Annotated in this window: 18 protein-coding genes; 8 read left to right on the top strand and 10 right to left on the bottom strand. The window is 50.0% G+C overall.

Annotated features, from left to right (window positions below; genetic code table 11):
* Positions 1–56: 56 nt before the first annotated feature.
* The 3 genes from BUB59_RS12205 (at position 57) to BUB59_RS12195 (ending at position 3,290) form a co-directional block, all read left to right on the top strand.
* Positions 57–1,748 carry a putative bifunctional diguanylate cyclase/phosphodiesterase gene (locus tag BUB59_RS12205; protein ID WP_073230338.1) on the top strand — a complete coding sequence of 564 codons (1,692 nt, stop codon included), beginning with the start codon at positions 57–59 and terminating at the stop codon, positions 1,746–1,748.
* A gap of 125 nt (positions 1,749–1,873) precedes the next feature.
* The gene (locus BUB59_RS12200) at positions 1,874–2,065 is read left to right on the top strand and encodes a 4Fe-4S binding protein (RefSeq protein ID WP_073230336.1); all 192 of its coding nucleotides are present in this window, start codon (positions 1,874–1,876) and stop codon (positions 2,063–2,065) included.
* Positions 2,058–3,290 carry a geranylgeranyl reductase family protein gene (locus BUB59_RS12195; protein ID WP_073230334.1) on the top strand — a complete coding sequence of 411 codons (1,233 nt, stop codon included), beginning with the start codon at positions 2,058–2,060 and terminating at the stop codon, positions 3,288–3,290. The genes BUB59_RS12200 and BUB59_RS12195 overlap by 8 nt, the downstream gene beginning before the upstream one ends.
* A 34-nt stretch (positions 3,291–3,324) precedes the next feature.
* Here the strand turns inward: BUB59_RS12195 and BUB59_RS12190 are convergent, their stop codons facing one another.
* Positions 3,325–4,071 (bottom strand): NAD(P)H-binding protein, encoded by a 747-nt coding sequence (locus BUB59_RS12190; protein WP_073230332.1) that lies wholly within the window; start codon positions 4,069–4,071, stop codon positions 3,325–3,327.
* A 6-nt stretch (positions 4,072–4,077) separates the two neighbouring features.
* Positions 4,078–5,163, bottom strand: a complete 1,086-nt coding sequence (locus BUB59_RS12185; RefSeq protein WP_073230330.1) for a histidine phosphatase family protein — start codon at positions 5,161–5,163, stop codon at positions 4,078–4,080.
* A 196-nt stretch (positions 5,164–5,359) separates the two neighbouring features.
* On the opposite strand from BUB59_RS12185, the gene BUB59_RS12180 reads away from it, so the two are divergent.
* Together BUB59_RS12180 and BUB59_RS12175 are read left to right on the top strand one after the other, a co-directional pair.
* Positions 5,360–7,831, top strand: a complete 2,472-nt coding sequence (locus BUB59_RS12180; protein WP_073230328.1) for a glycogen/starch/alpha-glucan phosphorylase — start codon at positions 5,360–5,362, stop codon at positions 7,829–7,831.
* A 178-nt stretch (positions 7,832–8,009) separates the two neighbouring features.
* Entirely contained in the window at positions 8,010–9,110 is a 1,101-nt protein-coding gene (locus tag BUB59_RS12175; RefSeq protein WP_073230326.1) for a GGDEF domain-containing protein, read from the top strand.
* 95 nt (positions 9,111–9,205) lie between these two features.
* Here the strand turns inward: BUB59_RS12175 and BUB59_RS12170 are convergent, their stop codons facing one another.
* From BUB59_RS12170 to BUB59_RS12160, 3 genes are read right to left on the bottom strand one after another with little or no spacing between them, the layout of a single operon-like run.
* Positions 9,206–10,747, bottom strand: coding sequence for an FISUMP domain-containing protein (locus BUB59_RS12170; protein WP_083540320.1), 1,542 nt, complete (start codon positions 10,745–10,747; stop codon positions 9,206–9,208).
* Positions 10,737–11,585: a TIGR02147 family protein gene (locus tag BUB59_RS12165; protein WP_073230322.1), complete on the bottom strand. Its 849-nt coding sequence runs from the start codon at positions 11,583–11,585 to the stop codon at positions 10,737–10,739. Before BUB59_RS12165 ends, BUB59_RS12170 begins: the two co-directional genes overlap by 11 nt.
* Before the next feature lie 56 nt (positions 11,586–11,641).
* Positions 11,642–12,643, bottom strand: coding sequence for a Gfo/Idh/MocA family protein (locus tag BUB59_RS12160; RefSeq protein WP_073230319.1), 1,002 nt, complete (start codon positions 12,641–12,643; stop codon positions 11,642–11,644).
* Between the two features lie 94 nt (positions 12,644–12,737).
* Between BUB59_RS12160 and BUB59_RS12155 the strand changes: the two genes are divergently transcribed.
* The gene (locus tag BUB59_RS12155) at positions 12,738–13,850 is read left to right on the top strand and encodes a GGDEF domain-containing protein (protein ID WP_073230315.1); all 1,113 of its coding nucleotides are present in this window, start codon (positions 12,738–12,740) and stop codon (positions 13,848–13,850) included.
* A 29-nt stretch (positions 13,851–13,879) separates the two neighbouring features.
* Positions 13,880–14,380, top strand: a complete 501-nt coding sequence (gene ybaK, locus BUB59_RS12150; protein ID WP_073230312.1) for a Cys-tRNA(Pro) deacylase — start codon at positions 13,880–13,882, stop codon at positions 14,378–14,380.
* Between the two features lie 94 nt (positions 14,381–14,474).
* Here ybaK and BUB59_RS12145 read toward each other — a convergent pair whose 3' ends face one another.
* The 5 genes from BUB59_RS12145 to BUB59_RS12125 all read right to left on the bottom strand — a co-directional run bounded on the left by BUB59_RS12145 (position 14,475) and on the right by BUB59_RS12125 (position 18,146).
* Complete coding sequence (locus tag BUB59_RS12145; protein WP_234980045.1) at positions 14,475–15,554, bottom strand: glycoside hydrolase family 11 protein; 1,080 nt, start codon at positions 15,552–15,554, stop codon at positions 14,475–14,477.
* A gap of 135 nt (positions 15,555–15,689) precedes the next feature.
* Entirely contained in the window at positions 15,690–16,979 is a 1,290-nt protein-coding gene (locus tag BUB59_RS12140; protein ID WP_200778836.1) for an MATE family efflux transporter, read from the bottom strand.
* A 72-nt stretch (positions 16,980–17,051) separates the two neighbouring features.
* Positions 17,052–17,381: a hypothetical protein gene (locus BUB59_RS12135; protein ID WP_073230307.1), complete on the bottom strand. Its 330-nt coding sequence runs from the start codon at positions 17,379–17,381 to the stop codon at positions 17,052–17,054.
* Positions 17,356–17,589, bottom strand: coding sequence for a hypothetical protein (locus BUB59_RS12130; protein WP_143160376.1), 234 nt, complete (start codon positions 17,587–17,589; stop codon positions 17,356–17,358). The genes BUB59_RS12135 and BUB59_RS12130 overlap by 26 nt, the downstream gene beginning before the upstream one ends.
* Positions 17,590–17,654: 65 nt before the next feature.
* Positions 17,655–18,146 (bottom strand): hypothetical protein, encoded by a 492-nt coding sequence (locus BUB59_RS12125; RefSeq protein ID WP_143160375.1) that lies wholly within the window; start codon positions 18,144–18,146, stop codon positions 17,655–17,657.
* Positions 18,147–18,323: 177 nt separating this feature from the next.
* Here BUB59_RS12125 and BUB59_RS12120 point away from each other — a divergent pair, with 177 nt between their 5' ends.
* Positions 18,324–19,307: a glycoside hydrolase family 16 protein gene (locus tag BUB59_RS12120; protein WP_083540318.1), complete on the top strand. Its 984-nt coding sequence runs from the start codon at positions 18,324–18,326 to the stop codon at positions 19,305–19,307.
* Positions 19,308–19,359 lie beyond the last annotated feature (52 nt).

Here is a 19,359-nt window from a genome sequence, read left to right as displayed (position 1 = left end):
ATTTTTACTTTTGGCGCGGTTTTTGGTTGTGTGGCCCATGTGGGGCAAGAGGTAGTATGCTATTTTCAAACATCGGCGAGGCGTATTGCAAGTTCAGGGAGGCACTCTCTGAGCCCAATGCTTCCATGAAGACATTCCCTGCAAAAGTGCAGGCAGTATTCCCGCCCCTGGCAAAAGAATTACACATTGGAGGTCTTGCCTCCAGTTTGAACGCACCCACCTCCGAATATGCCCCCAACGGCGAGGAAATCGTCCAGGTTCCCTTCCAGGACCCGTCCGTATGCCCCGTCCTTAATGATAACGAAGCCCACATGGAGCAATTCGCCACTAAGGAACACGGCTCTTTTACAATTCTGTTCTACCCCGAAAAAGACCACCAGTTTAACGAGCAGGAACTGCAAATTTGCCGTCTACTGGCCAACGACTTCTTTGTTCTGGGTGGTCGCGCCCGTCTGATGGACTTTATGGAAATGGCCTTGTCCACAGATCCCATGACTAAGGTGGACAACCAGCCTACCCTCACCCGCAAGATGGGTATGCTTGCCGCCCGTGGAATGCTGAAGGATTTCGCAGGCATTTTCATTAACCTGAAAAACTTCAAGTATATTAACAAGTCCCTCTCTAGCCCCATTGGCGATCTAGCAATCAAGCTCTACGCTAATGCCATCAAGAATAGCCTGGAAGAATTTGAAATCGTCTGCCGTCTGGGTGGCGATAACTTCTATGTGCTGGTCAAGAAGGACAACCTGCAGAAATTCATCGATCGCTTCTCCAAGTTCGAAGTGAAACTGTCCCAGGGTCCCAAGCCTGTGGAATTCGTGATCCAGGCCCGCATGGGAATCTATCCGGCCACTCCCAAGGATGGCATTCCTGAATTGATGAACAACGCATCCATCGCCCTGAACGTAGCGAAGGAACAGCGTTCCTCCGACCTGATTTATTTCAGCACGGAAATGCACATCCAGGCAATGCACCGTAGGGAAATCTCCACCGAATTCCGCAACGCCCTGCAGAACCATGAATTTATCGTTCATTACCAGCCCAAGGTGAACATCAGGACCAAGCAGTTGTGCGGTTCCGAAGCCCTGGTCCGCTGGATCCGTCATAAGACTATCGTCCCGCCTATGGATTTCGTACCTATCCTGGAACAGGAAGGCTCCATCTGCCAGCTGGACTTCTACGTATTCAAATCCGTTTGCCGAGACATCCAGCAGTGGGTGGAAGCAGGCATTCCTCCGGTCCGTATTTCCGTCAATTTCTCCAAGCGTCACCTGAAGAATCCCAACTTCGCCGAAGACATCCTCAATGTCATGAAGCAGCACAAGGTGGAAAGCCAGTTCATCGAAGTGGAACTGACGGAAGTTTCCGACTACGACGATTACAAGGCCATGCAGAGGTTCGTAACCATCATGCGCCAGAACGGCATTTCCGTTTCCATCGATGACTTTGGAACCGGTTATTCCACCCTCACCGTCCTGAAGAACTTTGACGTAAACGTCATCAAGCTGGACAAGTCCCTGCTGGACAACATCGGCAAGGAAAACTCCATGGACGAAGTGGTTGTGAAGAACGTGGTGAACCTAGCCAAGGAAATGAACAAGGAAGTTATTGCCGAAGGCGTGGAAAGCGAAGCCCAGGCCAAGTTCCTGGAAGAAGTGAACTGCAACAACGTTCAGGGCTTCCTTTTCGACAAGCCCCTGAATCACGACGATTTCCAGAAGCGTCTCACCGGCGAAAACCCGTATTAGGATTTAGGGACTAGGTTCTAGCCACTAACCACTAGCCACTAGCCTCTAGTCTCTAATCTCTAATTTCCAGCCTCTAGTCTCTAGAATCCACGACGAACATTCCTGCATTTTATATATTTCGCAAAATGAAGAAGCTTGTTCACCAGAAAGATAAATGCCTGAAATGTGCAGGCTGCGTGGGCGTTTGCCCCAAGATGGCCCTGGATATGTACGGTCTGGATTTGCAGATCGATCACGAGAAGTGCATCCGCTGCGGACTTTGCACTCGCACCTGCCCTGTAGGTGCACTCAGCATGCAGGAGGTGAACAATGCTTGATAACCAGTACGACGTAGTTGTCATTGGCGCAGGCCCCGGCGGTTCCGTTACAGCCCGTAATTTGGCCCGTGAGGGTCACAAGGTTCTGTTATTGGAAAAGCGCGAAAAGATTGGCTATCCCGTACGTTGCGGTGAAGCTAGCACCAAACTTTCCGACTTGCAGACCTACGGTCCCATTGACGACAGCTGCATCGAAAGCATTATCAACGGCCTTTATATTTACGGCCCCGATGGTGTAAACATCGAGCTCCCTCAGCCCGGTACCGGCATCATGCTGGACCGCGAAAAGTTTGACCCCTGGCTTGCAAAGCTTGCTGCCGACGACGGCGCCGAAGTGGTGACTGCCGCTCGCGCAGAATTCGTCAGCGAAGTGGAAGGTTCTGGCAAGGATGGTTTCAGAACCGTTCGCGTCGTGCTGGGTAAGGGCAACGGAGACGGATCCGTTACCGAGACATCCACACAGGAAATTCGCGCCAAGATGGTTGTGGCTGCAGACGGCGTCGAAAGCCGCATTGGCCGCATGGTGGGCCTGGATTGCCTGCAGAAGCCCAGCGGTACATGCACCGGCATCGACATCCAGGTGGATGGCATGCTGACTCGCCCCGACTACCTGACCTTCTGGCAGGGTCACGACTTCATTAACGATGGTTACATCTGGAGCTTCCCCAAGCAGAAGAGCAACGTCACCAAGTTCGGCGCAGGCTTTTTGATTCCGCCTAAGGCAGGCCCCAGCATTTACGAAGTCACCATGGAATGGCTGGACAAGCTCTTCCCGGGCGCAAAGATCAATAAGGTGGTTGGCGGCGTCATTCCTGTTTCCAGTATCCTGAAGGAATACAGTCTGGACCGCTTCGCCCTCGTTGGCGATGCCGCCCATCATACAAACCCCCTCACCGGAGGCGGCATCGCGGCCGCCATGCGCGCCGGACGGTTCTGTGCACAGACCGTCCACGAGGGCCTGACCGCCACCTCTGGCGATGCAGCCAACCTGAGCAAGAACTTCATGAAGCTTTACGAAAAGCGTTGCTATGACTACTTCGGAAAAATGCACGACTTCGAGAACAAGTTCCGCAAGTTCCTGCTCCACATCGACAAGCCTACCCAGGTTGGACTCTACAAGGTCCTGCAGGGTTTCGCTCTCAGTGGCTGCAAGAAGCGTTCTTTCCTGAAAACCCCCGTACAGTCCGCCAAGTACCTGTACAAGTTCATGAAATTCAAGGGTTAAACAGCAAAGCCTCCCACATGGGAGGCTTCTGTTTTTAGAACAACTGGTCCACTTTCGTCTTGGCCAGCACTCTGTTATAGATAATGCGTTTGCCTTTCACACCGTCAGTCACGTTGATGTGATCCTTGGGCGGTTTAAGAATGGATGTCACTAAGTGTGCAGCAACGGTCTCCGCGTGAACAGGCCTAAAGAAGCTAGGGACCAGCATGGCGTTCCTGCCAAAGAACTTCTGCAGTAACTCTTCACCCAAGCGCTTGTCATTATGCTGACCCAAAAGCAAGGACGGGCGGACCAGAGTCAAGGTTTCGAAGTTCATCATGGTCAGGCCATCTTCCAGGTTTCCCTTCAATCGGTTATAGAAGAAAGGAGAATGGGAGTCAGCGCCCATGGCACTTACGCAAAGGAAGTTCTTCACGCCAGCCTTCTTGGCAATAGCAGCAAGCATCAGGGGAAGTCGAGTATCCACCCGTTCCTGTTCCGCTTTCGAGCCAGCCTGCTTCTTCGTGGTACCAAGACAGCAGACAACCGCATCGCACCCAAGGAAACCCGCCAGAACCTTTTGATGACCCTCCCCTTCCGCACCTAGCGTAGAGAAGTCCACCACCTCGAAGTCCAGCTTGGACGAGCCATCCAGAATTCCCATGGAGGCAAGGTCCGGAGAGCCCTGGCCGGGAAGTTTACGTACAGGACAGTAAACACGAACAACCTGGTCCAGGCGGACCAGGAGTTTAAGCACGTTCTTTCCTATGAGGCCGGAAGAGCCAAGGACAGCAACTTTCATTTTAAATTACTTGATGATCGGTTCAGCAGCGGTATCAGCCTGGGCTTCAGCCTTTGCTTCGCTAGGATTCTGCCAGCCCACGTCGTAACCGCGAACCGGGTAGATACTTACGGCACCAGCTTCGCTCACAACCACTGCCACGCCGGACATGAAGTTCACCCAACGATATCCATCAGCCTTGGAATAGGCCTTCAGGTTAACCGCCCTGTTGGAGGCATAGACAACCATGGGTTCTGCCAGAACATCGTGAGTGACCAGAATGCTGACTCGCTTCCAGTTGGCCATGTTATCCAGGACCACTTCCTTCACAAACTGATTACCGCGAGAGAACAGCGGATAGAAGGAAGCGTACACCAGAGCGTTCGTTTCTGCATTGGGGAAAGTATAGTTGTAGCAATAGCGAGAAATCAAGGTATTCAAGTCGGTGGACTTCTTCTTGAGATCTTCAATATCGATGGTAGCATCCTTGCGATAGAAGTAGTTACCGTCGATAATGTCCAGGGTTTCAACCACAGGAGTTTCACCGCGGCCCACTGCAATATTTGCAGCAGTTTCACGAGTGCGCACAAAGTCCGTGGAAGCATAGTAGAACGGTTCCGTCCCACCAATGCGTTTACCCAGCTCCTGGGCCTGTGCGGCGCCCTTAGTAGTCAAGGGCGACAGTTTGCCAGTACTATCCGCACGAGCGGAATGGCGAATGACGAAAGCAATCTTGCTAGTCTGGGGCGCAGCCTTGTAAATATCGGCAATATCATAGAAGCCATCTGCATCGGCGGTTACAGCGATAGTGGGATCGATGGTATAAAGCAGTTCATCAGGATAAGAGCCTTCTACAGCAGGAATCGTGCTGGCAGAAGATGCCGGTATGGTAGGATCCGTATTCACAGGATCCACAGCAGCGGCGCTGGAAGCGGGAACGCCCGGATCAACACTTGCGCTAGATACCGGAGTCGGAATCACCTGGGAGTCGGAACTGGCCGCAGGAACAGGGGTTGGAGCAGTGGGACTGCCGGAATCATCACCGCAAGCCACCATAAAGGACATTGCAGACAAAGCAATAACGCTGACAAAAGCTTTTTTCATAATATTCATGCCCCTAATCTAACATTTTCTGTCAAATTCACCCGTAAAAATTGTCAAACATGTAAAGGGATAAACGCTCCATTGTGACCAATTCAACATTTTTCACCTTTGGCACCACATTTGCATAAGTTTTTTGCCACATTTTCGGTAAAGTTTTCTAAACTTTATTCCGAAAGAATTTAAACCCTAACCCATAGGAAATCTTATGGCAAAGACTACCAAGAAAACAGCAGCCCCCGTGCTCGGTACCGATGCAGAAGCATTCCGCAAGGCATTTACCGACCACATCAACCACACCCTCGCCCGCAGCATGGACACTGTGACCGACCACGAAAAGTTCCTGGCCGTTGCTTACGCAGTTCGTGACCGTCTGGTTGACCGCTGGATCAAGACTCAGGAAACTTACTACGAAAAGGACGTGAAGCGCGTCTATTACCTGTCCCTGGAATTCCTCATCGGCCGTACCCTCGGTAACTCCGTCCTGAACCTGGACGTTGAAGGTGCTGTGACCGAAGCTCTGGACGAAGTGGGCATGACTCTGGACGAACTTCGCGAACAGGAAGTGGACGCAGGTCTGGGCAACGGCGGTCTTGGCCGTCTGGCAGCTTGCTTCCTGGATTCCATGGCAACTCTGGAACTTCCCGCAACCGGTATGGGTATCCGTTACGAATACGGTATGTTCAGCCAGAAGATCGTGAACGGCGAACAGGAAGAACAGCCGGATAACTGGCTCCGTCTCCCCAACCCGTGGGAAATCGCTCGCCCCGCAAACGCAATCAAGGTTCCCTTCTTCGGCTACGTTGTAAGCTGGACCGACGAAAAGGGCAAGCTCCGCAACCGTTGGGAAACCAAGGACTACGTCCTGGCTCTCCCCTACGATACTCCGATTCCGGGTTACAAAAACAACACCGTGAACAACCTGCGCCTCTGGAGCGCCAAGTCCACCGACGACTTCGGCCTCTCCTACTTCAACAACGGTGACTACATCGCCGCTGTGCAGGACATGGAACTTTCTGAAACCATCTCCAAGGTTCTCTACCCCAACGACTCCTCCATGAACGGTAAGGAACTGCGCCTGAAGCAGCAGTACTTCCTGTGCTCTGCATCTCTGCAGGACATCATCAACCGTTTCAAGAAGACCCACAACAATGATTGGAAGGTCTTCCCCGAAAAGGTCGCCATCCAGCTGAACGACACTCATCCGGCAATCTCTATCGCCGAAATGATGCGCATTCTTCTTGACGAAGAAAACCTGGAATGGGACGATGCATGGGAAATCGTTACCAAGACTTTTGCATACACCAACCACACCTTGATGCCGGAAGCTCTCGAAAAGTGGCCTGTTAGCCTCTTCGAAAAGCTCCTCCCCCGTCATCTCCAGATCATCTTCGAAATCAATGCTCGCTTCCTGCGCATGGTTTCCCTCAAGTGGCCCGGCGACAACGCTCGTCTCGGTCGCATGAGCCTCATCGAAGAAGGTGGCTGCAAGATGATCCGCATGGCATACCTCTCCATCGTAGGTTCCTACGCTGTGAACGGTGTGGCAGCTCTGCACTCCGACCTTCTCAAGACCACCCTGTTCAAGGACTTCTACGAACTGTGGCCTGAAAAGTTCAACAACAAGACTAACGGCGTCACACCTCGTCGCTGGGTCCGCAAGGCTAACCCGGCTATGTCCGAACTGGTTACCAGCAAGATCGGTGAATCCTGGGTCAAGGATCTGGACGATCTGCGTCAGCTGGAAAAGTTCGCCAAGGATGCTAAGTTCCAGAAGGCATTCATGGACGTGAAGAAGCAGAACAAGGAACGTCTGGCCAAGTACCTGAAGGAATCTCAGGGCGTCGAACTGGACACCAACATGTTCTTCGACGTGCAGGTCAAGCGTATTCACGAATACAAGCGCCAGCTCCTGAACATCCTCCACGCTATCCACCTGTACATCCAGATCAAGGATGGCAAGGAAATCATGCCCCGTACCATCATGATCGGTGGTAAGTCCGCTCCTGGTTACTGGATGGCTAAGCAGATCATCCGCCTGGCTAACGCAGTGGCAGCAATCATCGACGCTGATCCCGCATGCAAGGGCAAGCTGAAGATGGTCTTCCTGGAAAACTACCGCGTTTCCTTCGCAGAAAAGATCATCCCGGCAGCAGACCTGTCCGAACAGATCTCCACTGCAGGTACCGAAGCTTCTGGTACCGGTAACATGAAGTTCGCCCTCAACGGCGCTCTCACCATCGGTACTCTCGATGGCGCTAACGTGGAAATGAAGGAAGAAGTGGGTGACGAAAACATCTTCATCTTCGGTCTCACCGTTGAAGAAGTTACCGACCTCTTGGCTAAGGGCTACCGTCCTCGCGACTTCTACGAATCCGACGACGATCTCCGTCGCGTGATCGACCTGATCGGCTCTGGCTTCTTCAGCCCGGATCGTCCGGACCTGTTCAAGCACATCGCCGACAAGCTCCTGACTCACGACCCGTACATGCTCTGCGCAGACTTCCGTAGCTACGTCGACATGCAGAAGAAGGTTGCAGAAGCTTACCAGGACAAGAAGCACTGGGCAGAAATGGCTATCCTGAACGTAGCTCGCATGGGCAAGTTCAGCTCTGACCGTACCATCGACCAGTACGCTAAGGAAATCTGGAACGCTAAGGCTTGTTCTATTAAGTTGTAAGAGCAGTGAGCGATGAGTTCGTAACTCATAATTCATAACTCATAACTGAAAAATCTCCGCGGATCAATCCGCGGAGATTTTTCATTGTTTGTAAACAAAAGTTAGGGACAAATTATTTTTTACAACGTCGCAACTAAAAAAAGAGCAATCTGTTTCAGGGAATTGCTATTTTTAACTTATGAAGTTGAAATACTTGAAAGATTCGGACTACCAGGCAAACCTCATTGTCCTGAAGGGTGCAGCCGCAGCAAACATTGTCTACGCCATCGTCTGGATCTTGAACCTCATCCATGTGTTCTTCATCGATCCCAACATCATGAACACGGGCATCGGTATTTCCACTTTCCTTTTCGCATTGATGTTCTGCACCGGGAAGGCCATGGGCCTGGAAAATCCCAAGACCAAGTACGTTCTGATTGCATTCTCCGTAGCGTTCATTACGTCCATCAACATCATGCTGACTTACCATTCCATCCTGGCATCCACCCTGCCGCTCATTCTCTCCGTGCAGTACCGCAAGAAAAAGATCCTGTGGTACACCTGCTGGCTGGTCATGCTGGGCCAAGCCGCTACCGTCTATGGCGGTTACCATTTTGGGCTCTGCAACGCAAACTGGGTGCTGTATACCTGCTATACCACAGACTCCTTCATGCAGATGCTCCTGAACAACGACGTTACCATTACAGAGCCGGGCATTTCCAGAACGCTGGCATTGTTCCTCTATTACATTCTGCCCCAGTGGATGATCCTCGGTTGCTTCGTCCCCACCTTGCTGCTCCTTTCCGCACAGATCGAAGCCCGCTCCCAGCGTGACCTGGTCAAGCACCGTCAGGAAAGCCTGGACTACATGACCGGTCTCGGCAACCGCACCCTCTACAACAACATGCTGAAGGACTACTATCCCAATGTCAAGCAGATGGCCGTCATCATGTGGGATATCCGTAACCTCCGCAAGATTTCCGACGAGCAGGGTCCCGAAATGGGAGACCGCCTCATCTCTATGATGGCAGATTCCATCAAGCCCTTCCGCAGCGAACACGTTCGCCCGTTCCGCATTGCGGGTAGCAAGTTCGCCATGCTCCTGAAGGGTTACAATCTGGACAACTGCACACGAATCATCGACCAGTGGCGAGTGAACGTGGAGAAACTGAACAGCAATTCTCCCGTGAAGCTTTGCGCCGCCATCGGTTACGCACAGGGCAGCGGGTCAGACAGCGATTTGGCTGTGGCCCAGGCCGAAAAAATGCTTACGGACTACAAATCAGTATCTGACTACTAGTGATAAATAAGACATTAAGTAAAAAAAGATGGCGGTCAAACCGCCATCTTTTTTATTTCGTCCAAGCCAGCTTTCGCTGGCTTTCAAAGACAGGATTACTCCTCGGTTTCCTTCTTGGTGTCTTCGTCCTTAATACAGCGAACAGAGACTGCAGTCGAATGCATGGCATTGCCCACCCAGGAAGAATCCCCATCGTTCATGCCAACCACATAGACTGCACCACGATCCTTCCCTAGAGAATCCGTAAGTACATCGGATGTACGGAAGTAGGTGGATCCACCTTCATCGCCAAAGTAGTACACACCTGCAGGCATAGCGGAGAAACCGAACTGGTCTTCGTCCTTTTCAGTGTTGGGATGAGTATTTACGTCCCAGCCACCACGGGCACGAAGCTTTGCTGAAGCGGTAGACTGGCCGCCCACTTCATCAAACAAGGTCTTCCATTCCTCGCGGGAAGGCACATGCCATCCGTCAGGGCACGACACAGAACGATACATATAGTAGCCACCGTAGACTTCACAGTACCGGTCATCGTCATTGAAGCACTTTGCAGTCACCGAGCTATCCCCCTTGGTTACATAACGCAGGTTTTCAGCAAACCAGGTCTGGTCACCAATGGTGGTAGTGCGATAGGTATAGCCATCACGTTCATCCGTAAAGGAACCGTACTTGTAATCCGGATTGAAGAAACTCAGTTTCCAGGTTCCATCCTCACAAACAAAACCTGCAGTGCGACGGCCACTGTATTCATTTCCGTTCTTCCTGTATTCACCTTCATTTTCCTTAGAACAATCGCCCAAGTCAAATGCGGTGGCCCAGAATTCCTTCACGTATTTTTCGAAATCAGGTACAGTTCCATCGGAGAACTTTTCCACATTCTTTCGTATCTGCTTCAAGTTCAGATACATGGCCGAAATATCCGCCATACGGGCGAAGGCTTCACCCTTTCCAACAGTTCCATCCTTTTCAACGTCCGCGCCCATTTCTGCAAGTAATTCAGAAAGATCCGCATCGCTGTTTCCCACCAAGGTCAAGGTGGACATGGCAAGCAATCGAGCATCTCCATCAGAGGAACCGAAAATATCCAGATCTTCAAAATCCAGCGGAGAATCGACATCGAACATGGACTTGGCAATTTCGTTACGCGCCTGCTTCTTGGCCTCAGCCACAGACATGTCCTTCTCGGTCACCAGGTAAACCACGCGGTCGTATTCCAGCTGGGTCAGCAAGTTGATGTTCACCTGTTCGCGTTTGGACAAGTCCACAATGGCGTTCAAAGTGATCTGACCCTGAGATTTTTCACCCGTCAGTTCGTTATTGAAATAACCGGTACATTCCAAAATTGCATACTGGGACGCCAAGGAAACATTATTCAACTTGAACGAACCATTCTTGTCGGTCTTGCCAATAAATGCCTTACCTGTCTGCACAAGGCCTTCGCCTTCCAGTTCGTGCACAATTACTCTGGAGCCAGCAACAAACGGGCCCTTCTGGGCATTTCCCGTAACCGAAGCCTTGGCAATAGCGTTACCGCCCTCGGTAGCGCCTCCGGCAGTACTATCCTTGTCAGAACAACCCATAAAAAATGCTGCCGCAACAGCGGACAGCATCAAGCTCTTACACATCCTACTTTTCATCAGGGTTTCCCTTGGTGGAAATTTTATGACTGAGGGGGAACAAGTTCATCTGCAAGCAGTAGACTCGTTCCATATCATCAGTTTCGGTAACAACGTCCAGAACTTCGCGACGGAAGTCGATAATCTTCTGCACCAGCTTCTCGTACTGGGCAGCAGTAATACCAATGACCAAGTCAGAGGAATTACGTTCATTCACGGGAACGTTATCAAGAGAATCAATAGCCAACTTGCCCAACTGCTTGTGGAAGCTGCGGAGGGCTACACTAGACAAATCTTTATTGCCAGAAGTCAGAACCTTGTCCGTCTGGGTAAAACTTCCGTCTTCGTTCTTTACCAGCATTCCTGTGGCGGTAAGGAACTTCAGGGCGCGGCCTACTTCGGCAGCGGTAATTTCGGGAAGAACCTGACGGGCTATGTTAGACGTCTTGGCGTTGGCGGGAGCCTTGGGAGCCAGTTCCCTAACCACGGCATTCTGCCAGTTAGAGAAATAATCCAGGGAATCATCCCTCAATACTCGGGCCTTGCAGCTCTTGGAAAGCTTTTCAAGGTTCTTCAAGGACTTGTCCTTATCTGTCACAGTCTTAGCCTGGTCCAGCAGAACCAATTCCTTAAAATAGGCTGTTTCGGATGGTGTAAGCTTCATCGCCTTTGCCACCTGCTGGATGCCCGCATCGCTTAAGTTTGCCTTGCCCTGGCAAACAAGCTTCAGATACCCCGAAGAAGCAAATCCTGCCAATTCCGAAAAACCACGCCACGTTAGCATTCCACGGCTTTTATGTTCATCATAAAAGTCCTGAATAACGCTTCTGTAATTTTGGTATTCAGCAATGGGCTTCATATCTTTTTCACATCAAACAAAACCAATGTTCCTAAATATAATCCAAATGAATTATCTCATTGTGAGCATTGGTTTCGTCCTCCTATCAAAACAATCGATTGTGCAGCATTCATTAAGGCTCTGCGGGCCCAATCCTTGCATGCCGATGCTAAAAGTTTCAAAAAGAACCGATGTTCATTGTCCAGAGAGTCTGGAATGTGATCTACAGTTCCCATAGGCGTATAGCGAACGAGACTGACGGAATAGTCAAAACCGGACATATTTCCATTACGGCCAAATTCCACGGATATCTGGCGGATGTCATTTTCGCTATTGCGATCGGCGTAAAATTCCGCCACCACACCAGCAAATTCTCCAGACACAAGCTTTGCCGTCCTGTAGATTCGATCGCCACAGCTACCATCTCCTTGATGGCAGCCGCAAGAATGTTCCTCGTGAGAGCCGCAGCCACAACCGTCCTCCTCCAGCCACATTACATCCTTGGCGTCAAAGAGGTTCAGGAATAGACTGACATCGTGGACCAGCAGGTCCAGGGAAACGTCCACATCGCGGCACCGCTCGCTATAGCCGTGTTCCCGACGGAACTCTAGCTTCACGTTCAAGGGTGCGTGTCCCGCATTTTCACCCGCAGCATTTTCACCCGCAGCGCTTCGGCTAGCAGCCACCGCATTTCTTAAATCCACCAGAAGATGCTTCCGGAAGTTCAGGAACAGGGGGTTGTAACATTCCGACTGGGCGACAAACAGCAAGGTGTCGTTCCTTACTGATAAATCCACCAGTTCCATAGCCTGCTCAGCGGTAATAGCCAGAGGCTTTTCCACCAGGACAGGAATCTTCCGTTCCAGCAGGAACTTGGCATACTTGTAGTGAGAAACTGCAGGAGAGGCGACAACCGCAAAATCAACCTTTTCAGGCGACAAATCGGATAATTCCAGCCACTTTTCGGCATCTAGATCCAGAACTTCCACAAAGCGGACTCCACAAGACTCAAAGCGAGCCCTATGGCGTTTGCCCATCGTTCCGTTACCTATAAGAATTGCCTTTTTAGCCTTCGTCATGCAACACCAAAAATATCCTAGCTTGTAATATAGAAATTATTCATTTTTCTCACTTTTTTCATACGATGTACAATTTTTAAGCTATTTTATTCGCATGCAAGCATATCAGAAAGATTCAGATTACGAAGCCAATAAGTTTACCTTAAAGGCCATTCGTTTCTCCTGCATCCTCTTCGGTATTATCTGGATTCTTAATATCCTGGGGATCTTCATTGTCGACGACACCATCATGAACGTCGGCTTCTTTGGCAGCATCCTCATTTGCGCCATTACCTTTGCCGTAGTCAAGTCCATCGGTCTGAGCAACCCCAAGACCAAATACGTGGTCCTGCTGTTCTCCGCCATCAACTACGACTTTATCGGCGTGATGCTCACCTACCACGCCCTATTGATCACGGCGCTGCCACTCCTGCTTTCAGTGCAGTACCGCAACAACAAGATCATCCGCTACGCCTATCTCATTACCGCCATCGGTCATATCGTCAACGTTTACGGCGGCTACTATCTCGGCCTCTGCAACGCCAACATGCTCCTGTTCACGGCACACCCCACGGAATTCTACGCAAAGCAGATTACAGAAGGAATCCTTGCCCCCAACGATCCCGGCATGCCCATTCCTTTAGCCCTATTGGTTTTCTTTGTCGTTCCCCAATGGTTTATCCTCATGGCGTTCCTGCCAGTACTTTTCCATATCAGCAAACAAGTTGAAATCAGAACTCAGAACGAAATCATGGGGAAGCGCCAGTCCGAAACAGACTTTATGACAGGTCTTGGCAACAGCGCACATTACCAGCAAATGCTCAAGGACTACTACCCTGTCATCAAGAATTTGGCAATTATCATCTGGGACATTAACAATATGCGCCTGATCAACGAGCAGCAAGGTCACGAGGTTGGTGACACCCTCATCGCCATGGCCGCCGATTCCATCAAGCCTCTAGAAGCCCCGAATCAAAAGCTTTATCGCGTTGCCGGTGATGAATTCGTCCTGATTATCGAGAATCCCTCCGATGGAGCCATCAACAAGGCACTCCTCAAGTGGAACAGCAAGCTGGATGAACTGAACAGATCCTCCATTACTAAGCTTTCCGCCATGGTGGGTTATTCCCAAGGCAGCGGCAGGGACATCGACTTCCTGGTGAAGGATGCCTACCGCATGATGGCCAACCTGAAGGATACGGCCCGCATGAAAGCTATTCCCAGATAGTTATTCCCCAGATAGCTATATTTTGCGGCATGGATATTAAAAAGACCAACGTCGCTCGAATTCTCGACAAGCAGAAGATTTCCTATGAACTCATCCCCTATGTGGTGGATGAAAACGATCTGGGCGCCCAGCATGTGGCTGATTCCCTGGGTGAAGACATCAATCAGGTTTTCAAGACCATCCTGGTACATGGAGACAAGATTGGCTACCTCATGTGCGTCGTTCCCGGCAATCTGGAAGTAGACCTGAAGGGAGCAGCAAAGGTCAGCGGCAACAAGAAAATTGAAACCGTCCCCCTGAAGGATTTGACTCCCCTGACAGGATATATCCGCGGTGGCTGCAGCCCCCTAGGCCTCAAGAAGAACTTCCCCATCTTCATGCACGAAACCTGCAACGACTTCCCCTACATTTACGTAAGCGCAGGAGAACGAGGTCTGCAGTTGAAGATTGCTCCCGCAGATTTGATCAAGGCATGTCGCGCTACTGTTGGTTGCATCGCCCGCGTGACGCCCACAGCCCCGCAGGACTAATTTCATAGCGCACAAAACCGCAGCAAAGCATAAAAAAGGCCTCTCCCCTAGATCAAAAGGGAGAGGCTTAATCTTTTACAGTGAACTGGCGAGATTACTTCACGATGATGCTACGAACAGCACCACCCTGCTTTACCAGGTAAACACCGGCATTGAACTTAGCCTTGATGGCATCGTTCAGGGACTGGCCGTTCTGAGCTTCGAAAGAGCTGAGGAACTTGCCCTGAGCATCAAATACCAACATGGTCTTGTTGTTCATTGCCATGCCACGAACGCCGTGAATAGCATCGATAATTGCAGAGGAGCTAGATACTGCAACGGGAGCTACAGAAGAACTGGATGCTACAACAGGAGCAACAGAGGAGCTAGATGCAGCGACAGGTGCTACAGAAGAACTAGATGCTGCTGCAGCGCCTTCGATATAGACCTTAGCATAGGGGAAATCGTATTCGCCCTTTGCATTTGCACCGCTATTGCTACCAGCTTCGCCAAGGATCTTGGCTTCGTGCATCTTACCCATCTTCATACCAAGTTCTTCCCACTTCTTAAAGTGAGCGGTAATGTCGATAGTACCGCAGTCACGAGCGCTCTTACGAACGCTGAAGTATTGCTTGAAGTAGGTATTGTCGCCGTCGATGGAGTAGGAGGTACGGTCGCCTTCGTAAACGGTATAAGTTGCACCGTCAATCTGGAAATCACCGTGATTCTTTGCAGAAGAACCCTGAGCAACCCAGCTGCCGGGCATGTACTGGCTACCAGTGTTGTCCACGATGTACCATTCAACCAGGGGTTCGCGGGTCCAGCCGTAAATGCCGATGTAGGAATAGTCAATGCCAGTAAGGCCGCTCTTGACCAGCTTGAAGTCAGCCTTCATGTGACCAAGTTCAGTATGGCTCTTATCGCTGTTGAAAGAAAGGCCGGAACGGCACAGGTAGTCCTTAGCACCAGTCATATTGCACTTGAAAGAACCATCGTCATAGAACGTAGCGGAACCACCGTTACCACCTTCGTTCCAGAGTTCATAGCCAATACCGTTGGAGAAAGAACCCACAGTATTTGTAGACACTTCCTTAGCGGTTCCACTATGAGTGGTGGTAGAGCAGAAATCCTGAGCAAAAGCACTTGCACTCAGAACAAACATGGCGGTCACGCCAACTTTGAGAATAGACTTCATAAACACACTTTCCTTTTTTTGGATTTGTAGTACAAACCAAATTCTCTTCAACACCGACAATCAAAAATAATAACAACCATTGAAAAGAGCGCCAAGAAAATTCAAAAAATGGTCAAAAGCAACCATTTTCAAACATTACAGGTATCCATAAACTTTCCGTTTGCGAATCACAAAGAAAACGGTCAATGCAAGGGCCGCGATTTCTGTGCCCCAGCAGGCGAACCAAATGCCAGTAAGTCCAAATAACAGCGGGAATAACAGAACAAAGCCCGCCTCGAAAACAATGGCGCGACTGGTGGAAATAATCGCAGAGAGAATGCCGTTGTTCAGAGCCGTAAACAGAGACGATCCAAAAACATTAAAGCCAACCAGCAAGAATGTACAGGCGATAACCCTGAATGCATAGACAGTCATTTCACACAATTCTGCATCGTAACCCAGGAACAGTTTCGTCAATGGAACCGCAGTCAACTGGGCAACTGCAAGAATCAAAACTCCGGAACTTCCGAGAATAACGAGGCAACGCTTGAACAAGTTCTTCAATTCATCAATGTTATGGGCGCCATAGTGGTAAGAAATCACTGGTGCCATGCCGTTGCAAAAGCCGAAGAACATGGCAAAGAAAATGAAGGTCACGTACATGATGACGCTGTAAGCAGCCACCCCGTTTTCCCCAGCGAAACGCAGGAGCTGGAAGTTGTACAGCATAGACACGATGGACGACGAAATACAGGAAAGCAGTTCCGAGGAACCGTTGAAGCAGGCCTTCACAAGTGCGTAAGGTTTCCAGCAGGCCCTGCCCAGGCGCAAGGTACTAGCATTTGGCCGCAGGAAATAAACCAGCGGGATGACGCCTCCGATAACAAAGCCAATGTCTGTAGCAAGGGCCGCACCGAACAAATCCATCTTCAGCATTCCGATAAAGAGCCAGTCCAGAATCATGTTGGTAACGCCTGCGCCCACCGTCACGTAAAAGCCCAGCTGGGGCTTACCCGCCGTAATAAACAAGGACTGGAACAGCATCTGCATCATGAACATAGGGAGACCCACCAGGCATACCTTGCCATAGAAAACGCTATTTGCAAGAAGGTCGCCCTGGGCGCCCAACAATTTCATGAGGGGCTCCAACAGATACCAGGTCGCTCCCAAAAGCACAAAGCCCAAGGCGATGACCACATACACAATCATGGAGAAATATTCGTTGGCGCGGTTGAGGCGACCGCGACCTTGCGCCGCAGCAATCAAGGCGCTTCCACCAGCACCGAACATCATACCCAGCGATGCAAGCATCATTATTACGGGCCAGGCCATATTTACCGCAGCCAGAGCAAGCTTACCCGCATAATTAGATACAAAGTAACCGTCCACCACGCTATAGACGGAGGTAAACACCATCATGGCGATGGAGGGCAGCGTAAACCGCAAAATCCTAGAATAATCGAAATGATCCGAAAGTTGAATTTGCATCAAAAATACCAATCGCTAAAGCGCGAACGACTAAAGAGCAACCTGATCCAGAATTGTCCCCACATAAGTCTGGTAAGGAATACCAAGTTCCGCAGCTTTTTTCTTGATGGCTTCTACAGTCTTGATTTTCAAGCGGAAGGAATAAACTTTCTTCTGCTGCTTTTCGTATTCCTTGATTGCCTTGCGGGCGCGTTCCAAAGCCTGGTCTACGGACTCGCCAGGTTCGCCAGCAGGGACCATGATACCTTCGCCTACACCAACCTCATTTTCTATTTCTTCCAACTCTTCCTTAGTATGCCAATCCTCTACCAAGGTAAAATCGTCATTGATTTTTCTAATCACCTTCAATTTCCGACGCATGCGCTCTCCTTACTGTCACCATAGTATACAAGTCTTTTTCAGTAACCACCGTCCACCATTTGCCATCAACAAAACCCGTTATCAAATAACGGTCTTTTCGTTGAGGCGATAGTTTCAACCAGTATCGTCCTTTCACCAGCTTTCCCAGCATTTCTGCGGTAAAGCCCCTTTTCTTCATTTGATCAGCAGCATGGTCCGTAATATTCACACGAACCTCTGCACTGAAATTAATATACAAATTATATTACACTTTGTAAATACAATCATCACAACCTAGTCCTCGTAGATTTCAACTTTTTTCTCTAATTCAATTGCCTTCGCGCAAATAGGCCCAAGAATTTCATCGGCCTGACCAAGCCAATAAGCATGCCAATCCGTAATTTTCGCCACGACGTGATTCGCCCAAGCCATTCCAGGAACAGTCCATTTCTTACAGTCGTTTCGAGAAATCACCAAAAGACGACCATCTACAAAAGCCCTATAGCAAACATCTTGATATTGCATCGGGAATCTGCACCCCCTAATCCAGATTGCAGAACCTCCATAGGCAAGAACCCAATACATAATTTTACAAGCGTCACCATTTTCAAACGCACCAATTACACAGTGCCCCTTCTCACCATGCTCTTTCGCCCACGCCTCAAGTACATCATCCTGAGGCATATTCCTCGACTTCGATGCAAACACCCCTATTCGCACACTTTTAGAATCCCAAAGTTTCGAATTTCCTTCCTGCTTTACGCCAATCAGTTTTATCTTTTTCATATTCATCCTTTTTTTGCATAAAAAAAAGACCACCCTCCCGCTATTCACGGGCGAAGTGATCTAATAAACTATGTTGCACTCTTGATGCGCAGGAAATATACAAAACTTTACCATGAAAACATTCAGCATGAGTTTAAATTTTGAATTATGCAACCAATAGTTGCATCAAGGATTCTTATGAGCCTAAATAAAGTTACGCTATGCTTTTTCATTGCGATTGTAAGCGCAAGTTTTTTTGCATGTTCCTCCGACAACAACAGCACATGTGCAGAACCTGAAATCAGTTCTTCCTCCATCGCAGCCATCCCGGCATCCTCCTCTTCCGACGTCATCCCCGACTCCGATCGGGGATCTAGCAGTTCTGTCGCAGTTCCATCTAGCAGCTCCATCACCGAGATTCCTTCTAGCAGTTCCGTGACGGGAATTTCAAGCAGTTCATCCGCAGACCCTAACATCCTCTGGTCCGACGAATTTGATGGCACCGCCTTAAATACGGAATACTGGACTTACGAAACGGGCGCCACGGGCTGGGGCAATAACGAACTTCAATATTACACCGACCGCACGGACAACGCCTACGTAGCCGACGGCTACCTTCACATTCGCGCAAAGAACGAACTTTTCGAACGAGCCCCCTACACTTCCGCCCGCCTCATTACCAAGGGCAAGTATAGTTTTACCTACGGCACCGTAGAAGCACGCATCGCCCTCCCCGCAGGCAAGGGAATCTGGCCCGCCTTCTGGATGCTGGGCGAAAACATTGATGAAGTCAACTGGCCCACCTGCGGCGAAATCGACATCATTGAAGCGGTGAACGATGAACATGTAGTTTACGGCACCCACCACTGGGCACACGAGGGCCAGCATGCGGATTACGGTAACAGCACTAAGGATTACTACGGCACCAGCAAGCAGCTAGACATTACCGAATTCCATAACTACAAGATGGTCTGGGACAAGAATGTCATCGCCATGTACGTGGACGACTTTAAATACCAAGAAATTGACATCAAGGACGCAAGCGGTGACATGGGGACGTTCCATAAGCCCTTTTTCTTCATACTGAACGTAGCTGTAGGCGGAACCTGGCCAGGATTTGATATTGACGACGCCCAGTTCCCCGCCGAAATGTTAGTAGATTACATCAGAGTTTACAAGTAACATAATTACAAATAAGCTTGCTGTTACTATATTCTTCTCTGGATTTAGTTTT

Origin of the sequence: Fibrobacter sp. UWEL, from assembly GCF_900142535.1 — a bacterium.
Lineage (GTDB): Bacteria > Fibrobacterota > Fibrobacteria > Fibrobacterales > Fibrobacteraceae > Fibrobacter.
The sequence above is the reverse complement of the archived record's forward strand: the minus strand, read 5'-3'. Positions and strand labels throughout refer to the sequence as shown.

What these genes read in the sequence shown, in the direction of transcription:
- BUB59_RS12205 (WP_073230338.1), top strand. Translation starts at nt 57, where the DNA reads ATGCTATTTTCAAACATCGGCGAGGCGTATTGCAAGTTCAGGGAGGCA.
- BUB59_RS12200 (WP_073230336.1), top strand. Translation starts at nt 1,874, where the DNA reads ATGAAGAAGCTTGTTCACCAGAAAGATAAATGCCTGAAATGTGCAGGC.
- BUB59_RS12195 (WP_073230334.1), top strand. Translation starts at nt 2,058, where the DNA reads ATGCTTGATAACCAGTACGACGTAGTTGTCATTGGCGCAGGCCCCGGC.
- BUB59_RS12190 (WP_073230332.1), bottom strand. Translation starts at nt 4,071, where the DNA reads ATGAAAGTTGCTGTCCTTGGCTCTTCCGGCCTCATAGGAAAGAACGTG.
- BUB59_RS12185 (WP_073230330.1), bottom strand. Translation starts at nt 5,163, where the DNA reads ATGAATATTATGAAAAAAGCTTTTGTCAGCGTTATTGCTTTGTCTGCA.
- BUB59_RS12180 (WP_073230328.1), top strand. Translation starts at nt 5,360, where the DNA reads ATGGCAAAGACTACCAAGAAAACAGCAGCCCCCGTGCTCGGTACCGAT.
- BUB59_RS12175 (WP_073230326.1), top strand. Translation starts at nt 8,010, where the DNA reads ATGAAGTTGAAATACTTGAAAGATTCGGACTACCAGGCAAACCTCATT.
- BUB59_RS12170 (WP_083540320.1), bottom strand. Translation starts at nt 10,747, where the DNA reads ATGAAAAGTAGGATGTGTAAGAGCTTGATGCTGTCCGCTGTTGCGGCA.
- BUB59_RS12165 (WP_073230322.1), bottom strand. Translation starts at nt 11,585, where the DNA reads ATGAAGCCCATTGCTGAATACCAAAATTACAGAAGCGTTATTCAGGAC.
- BUB59_RS12160 (WP_073230319.1), bottom strand. Translation starts at nt 12,643, where the DNA reads ATGACGAAGGCTAAAAAGGCAATTCTTATAGGTAACGGAACGATGGGC.
- BUB59_RS12155 (WP_073230315.1), top strand. Translation starts at nt 12,738, where the DNA reads ATGCAAGCATATCAGAAAGATTCAGATTACGAAGCCAATAAGTTTACC.
- ybaK (WP_073230312.1), top strand. Translation starts at nt 13,880, where the DNA reads ATGGATATTAAAAAGACCAACGTCGCTCGAATTCTCGACAAGCAGAAG.
- BUB59_RS12145 (WP_234980045.1), bottom strand. Translation starts at nt 15,554, where the DNA reads ATGAAGTCTATTCTCAAAGTTGGCGTGACCGCCATGTTTGTTCTGAGT.
- BUB59_RS12135 (WP_073230307.1), bottom strand. Translation starts at nt 17,381, where the DNA reads ATGCGTCGGAAATTGAAGGTGATTAGAAAAATCAATGACGATTTTACC.
- BUB59_RS12125 (WP_143160375.1), bottom strand. Translation starts at nt 18,146, where the DNA reads ATGAAAAAGATAAAACTGATTGGCGTAAAGCAGGAAGGAAATTCGAAA.
- BUB59_RS12120 (WP_083540318.1), top strand. Translation starts at nt 18,324, where the DNA reads ATGAGCCTAAATAAAGTTACGCTATGCTTTTTCATTGCGATTGTAAGC.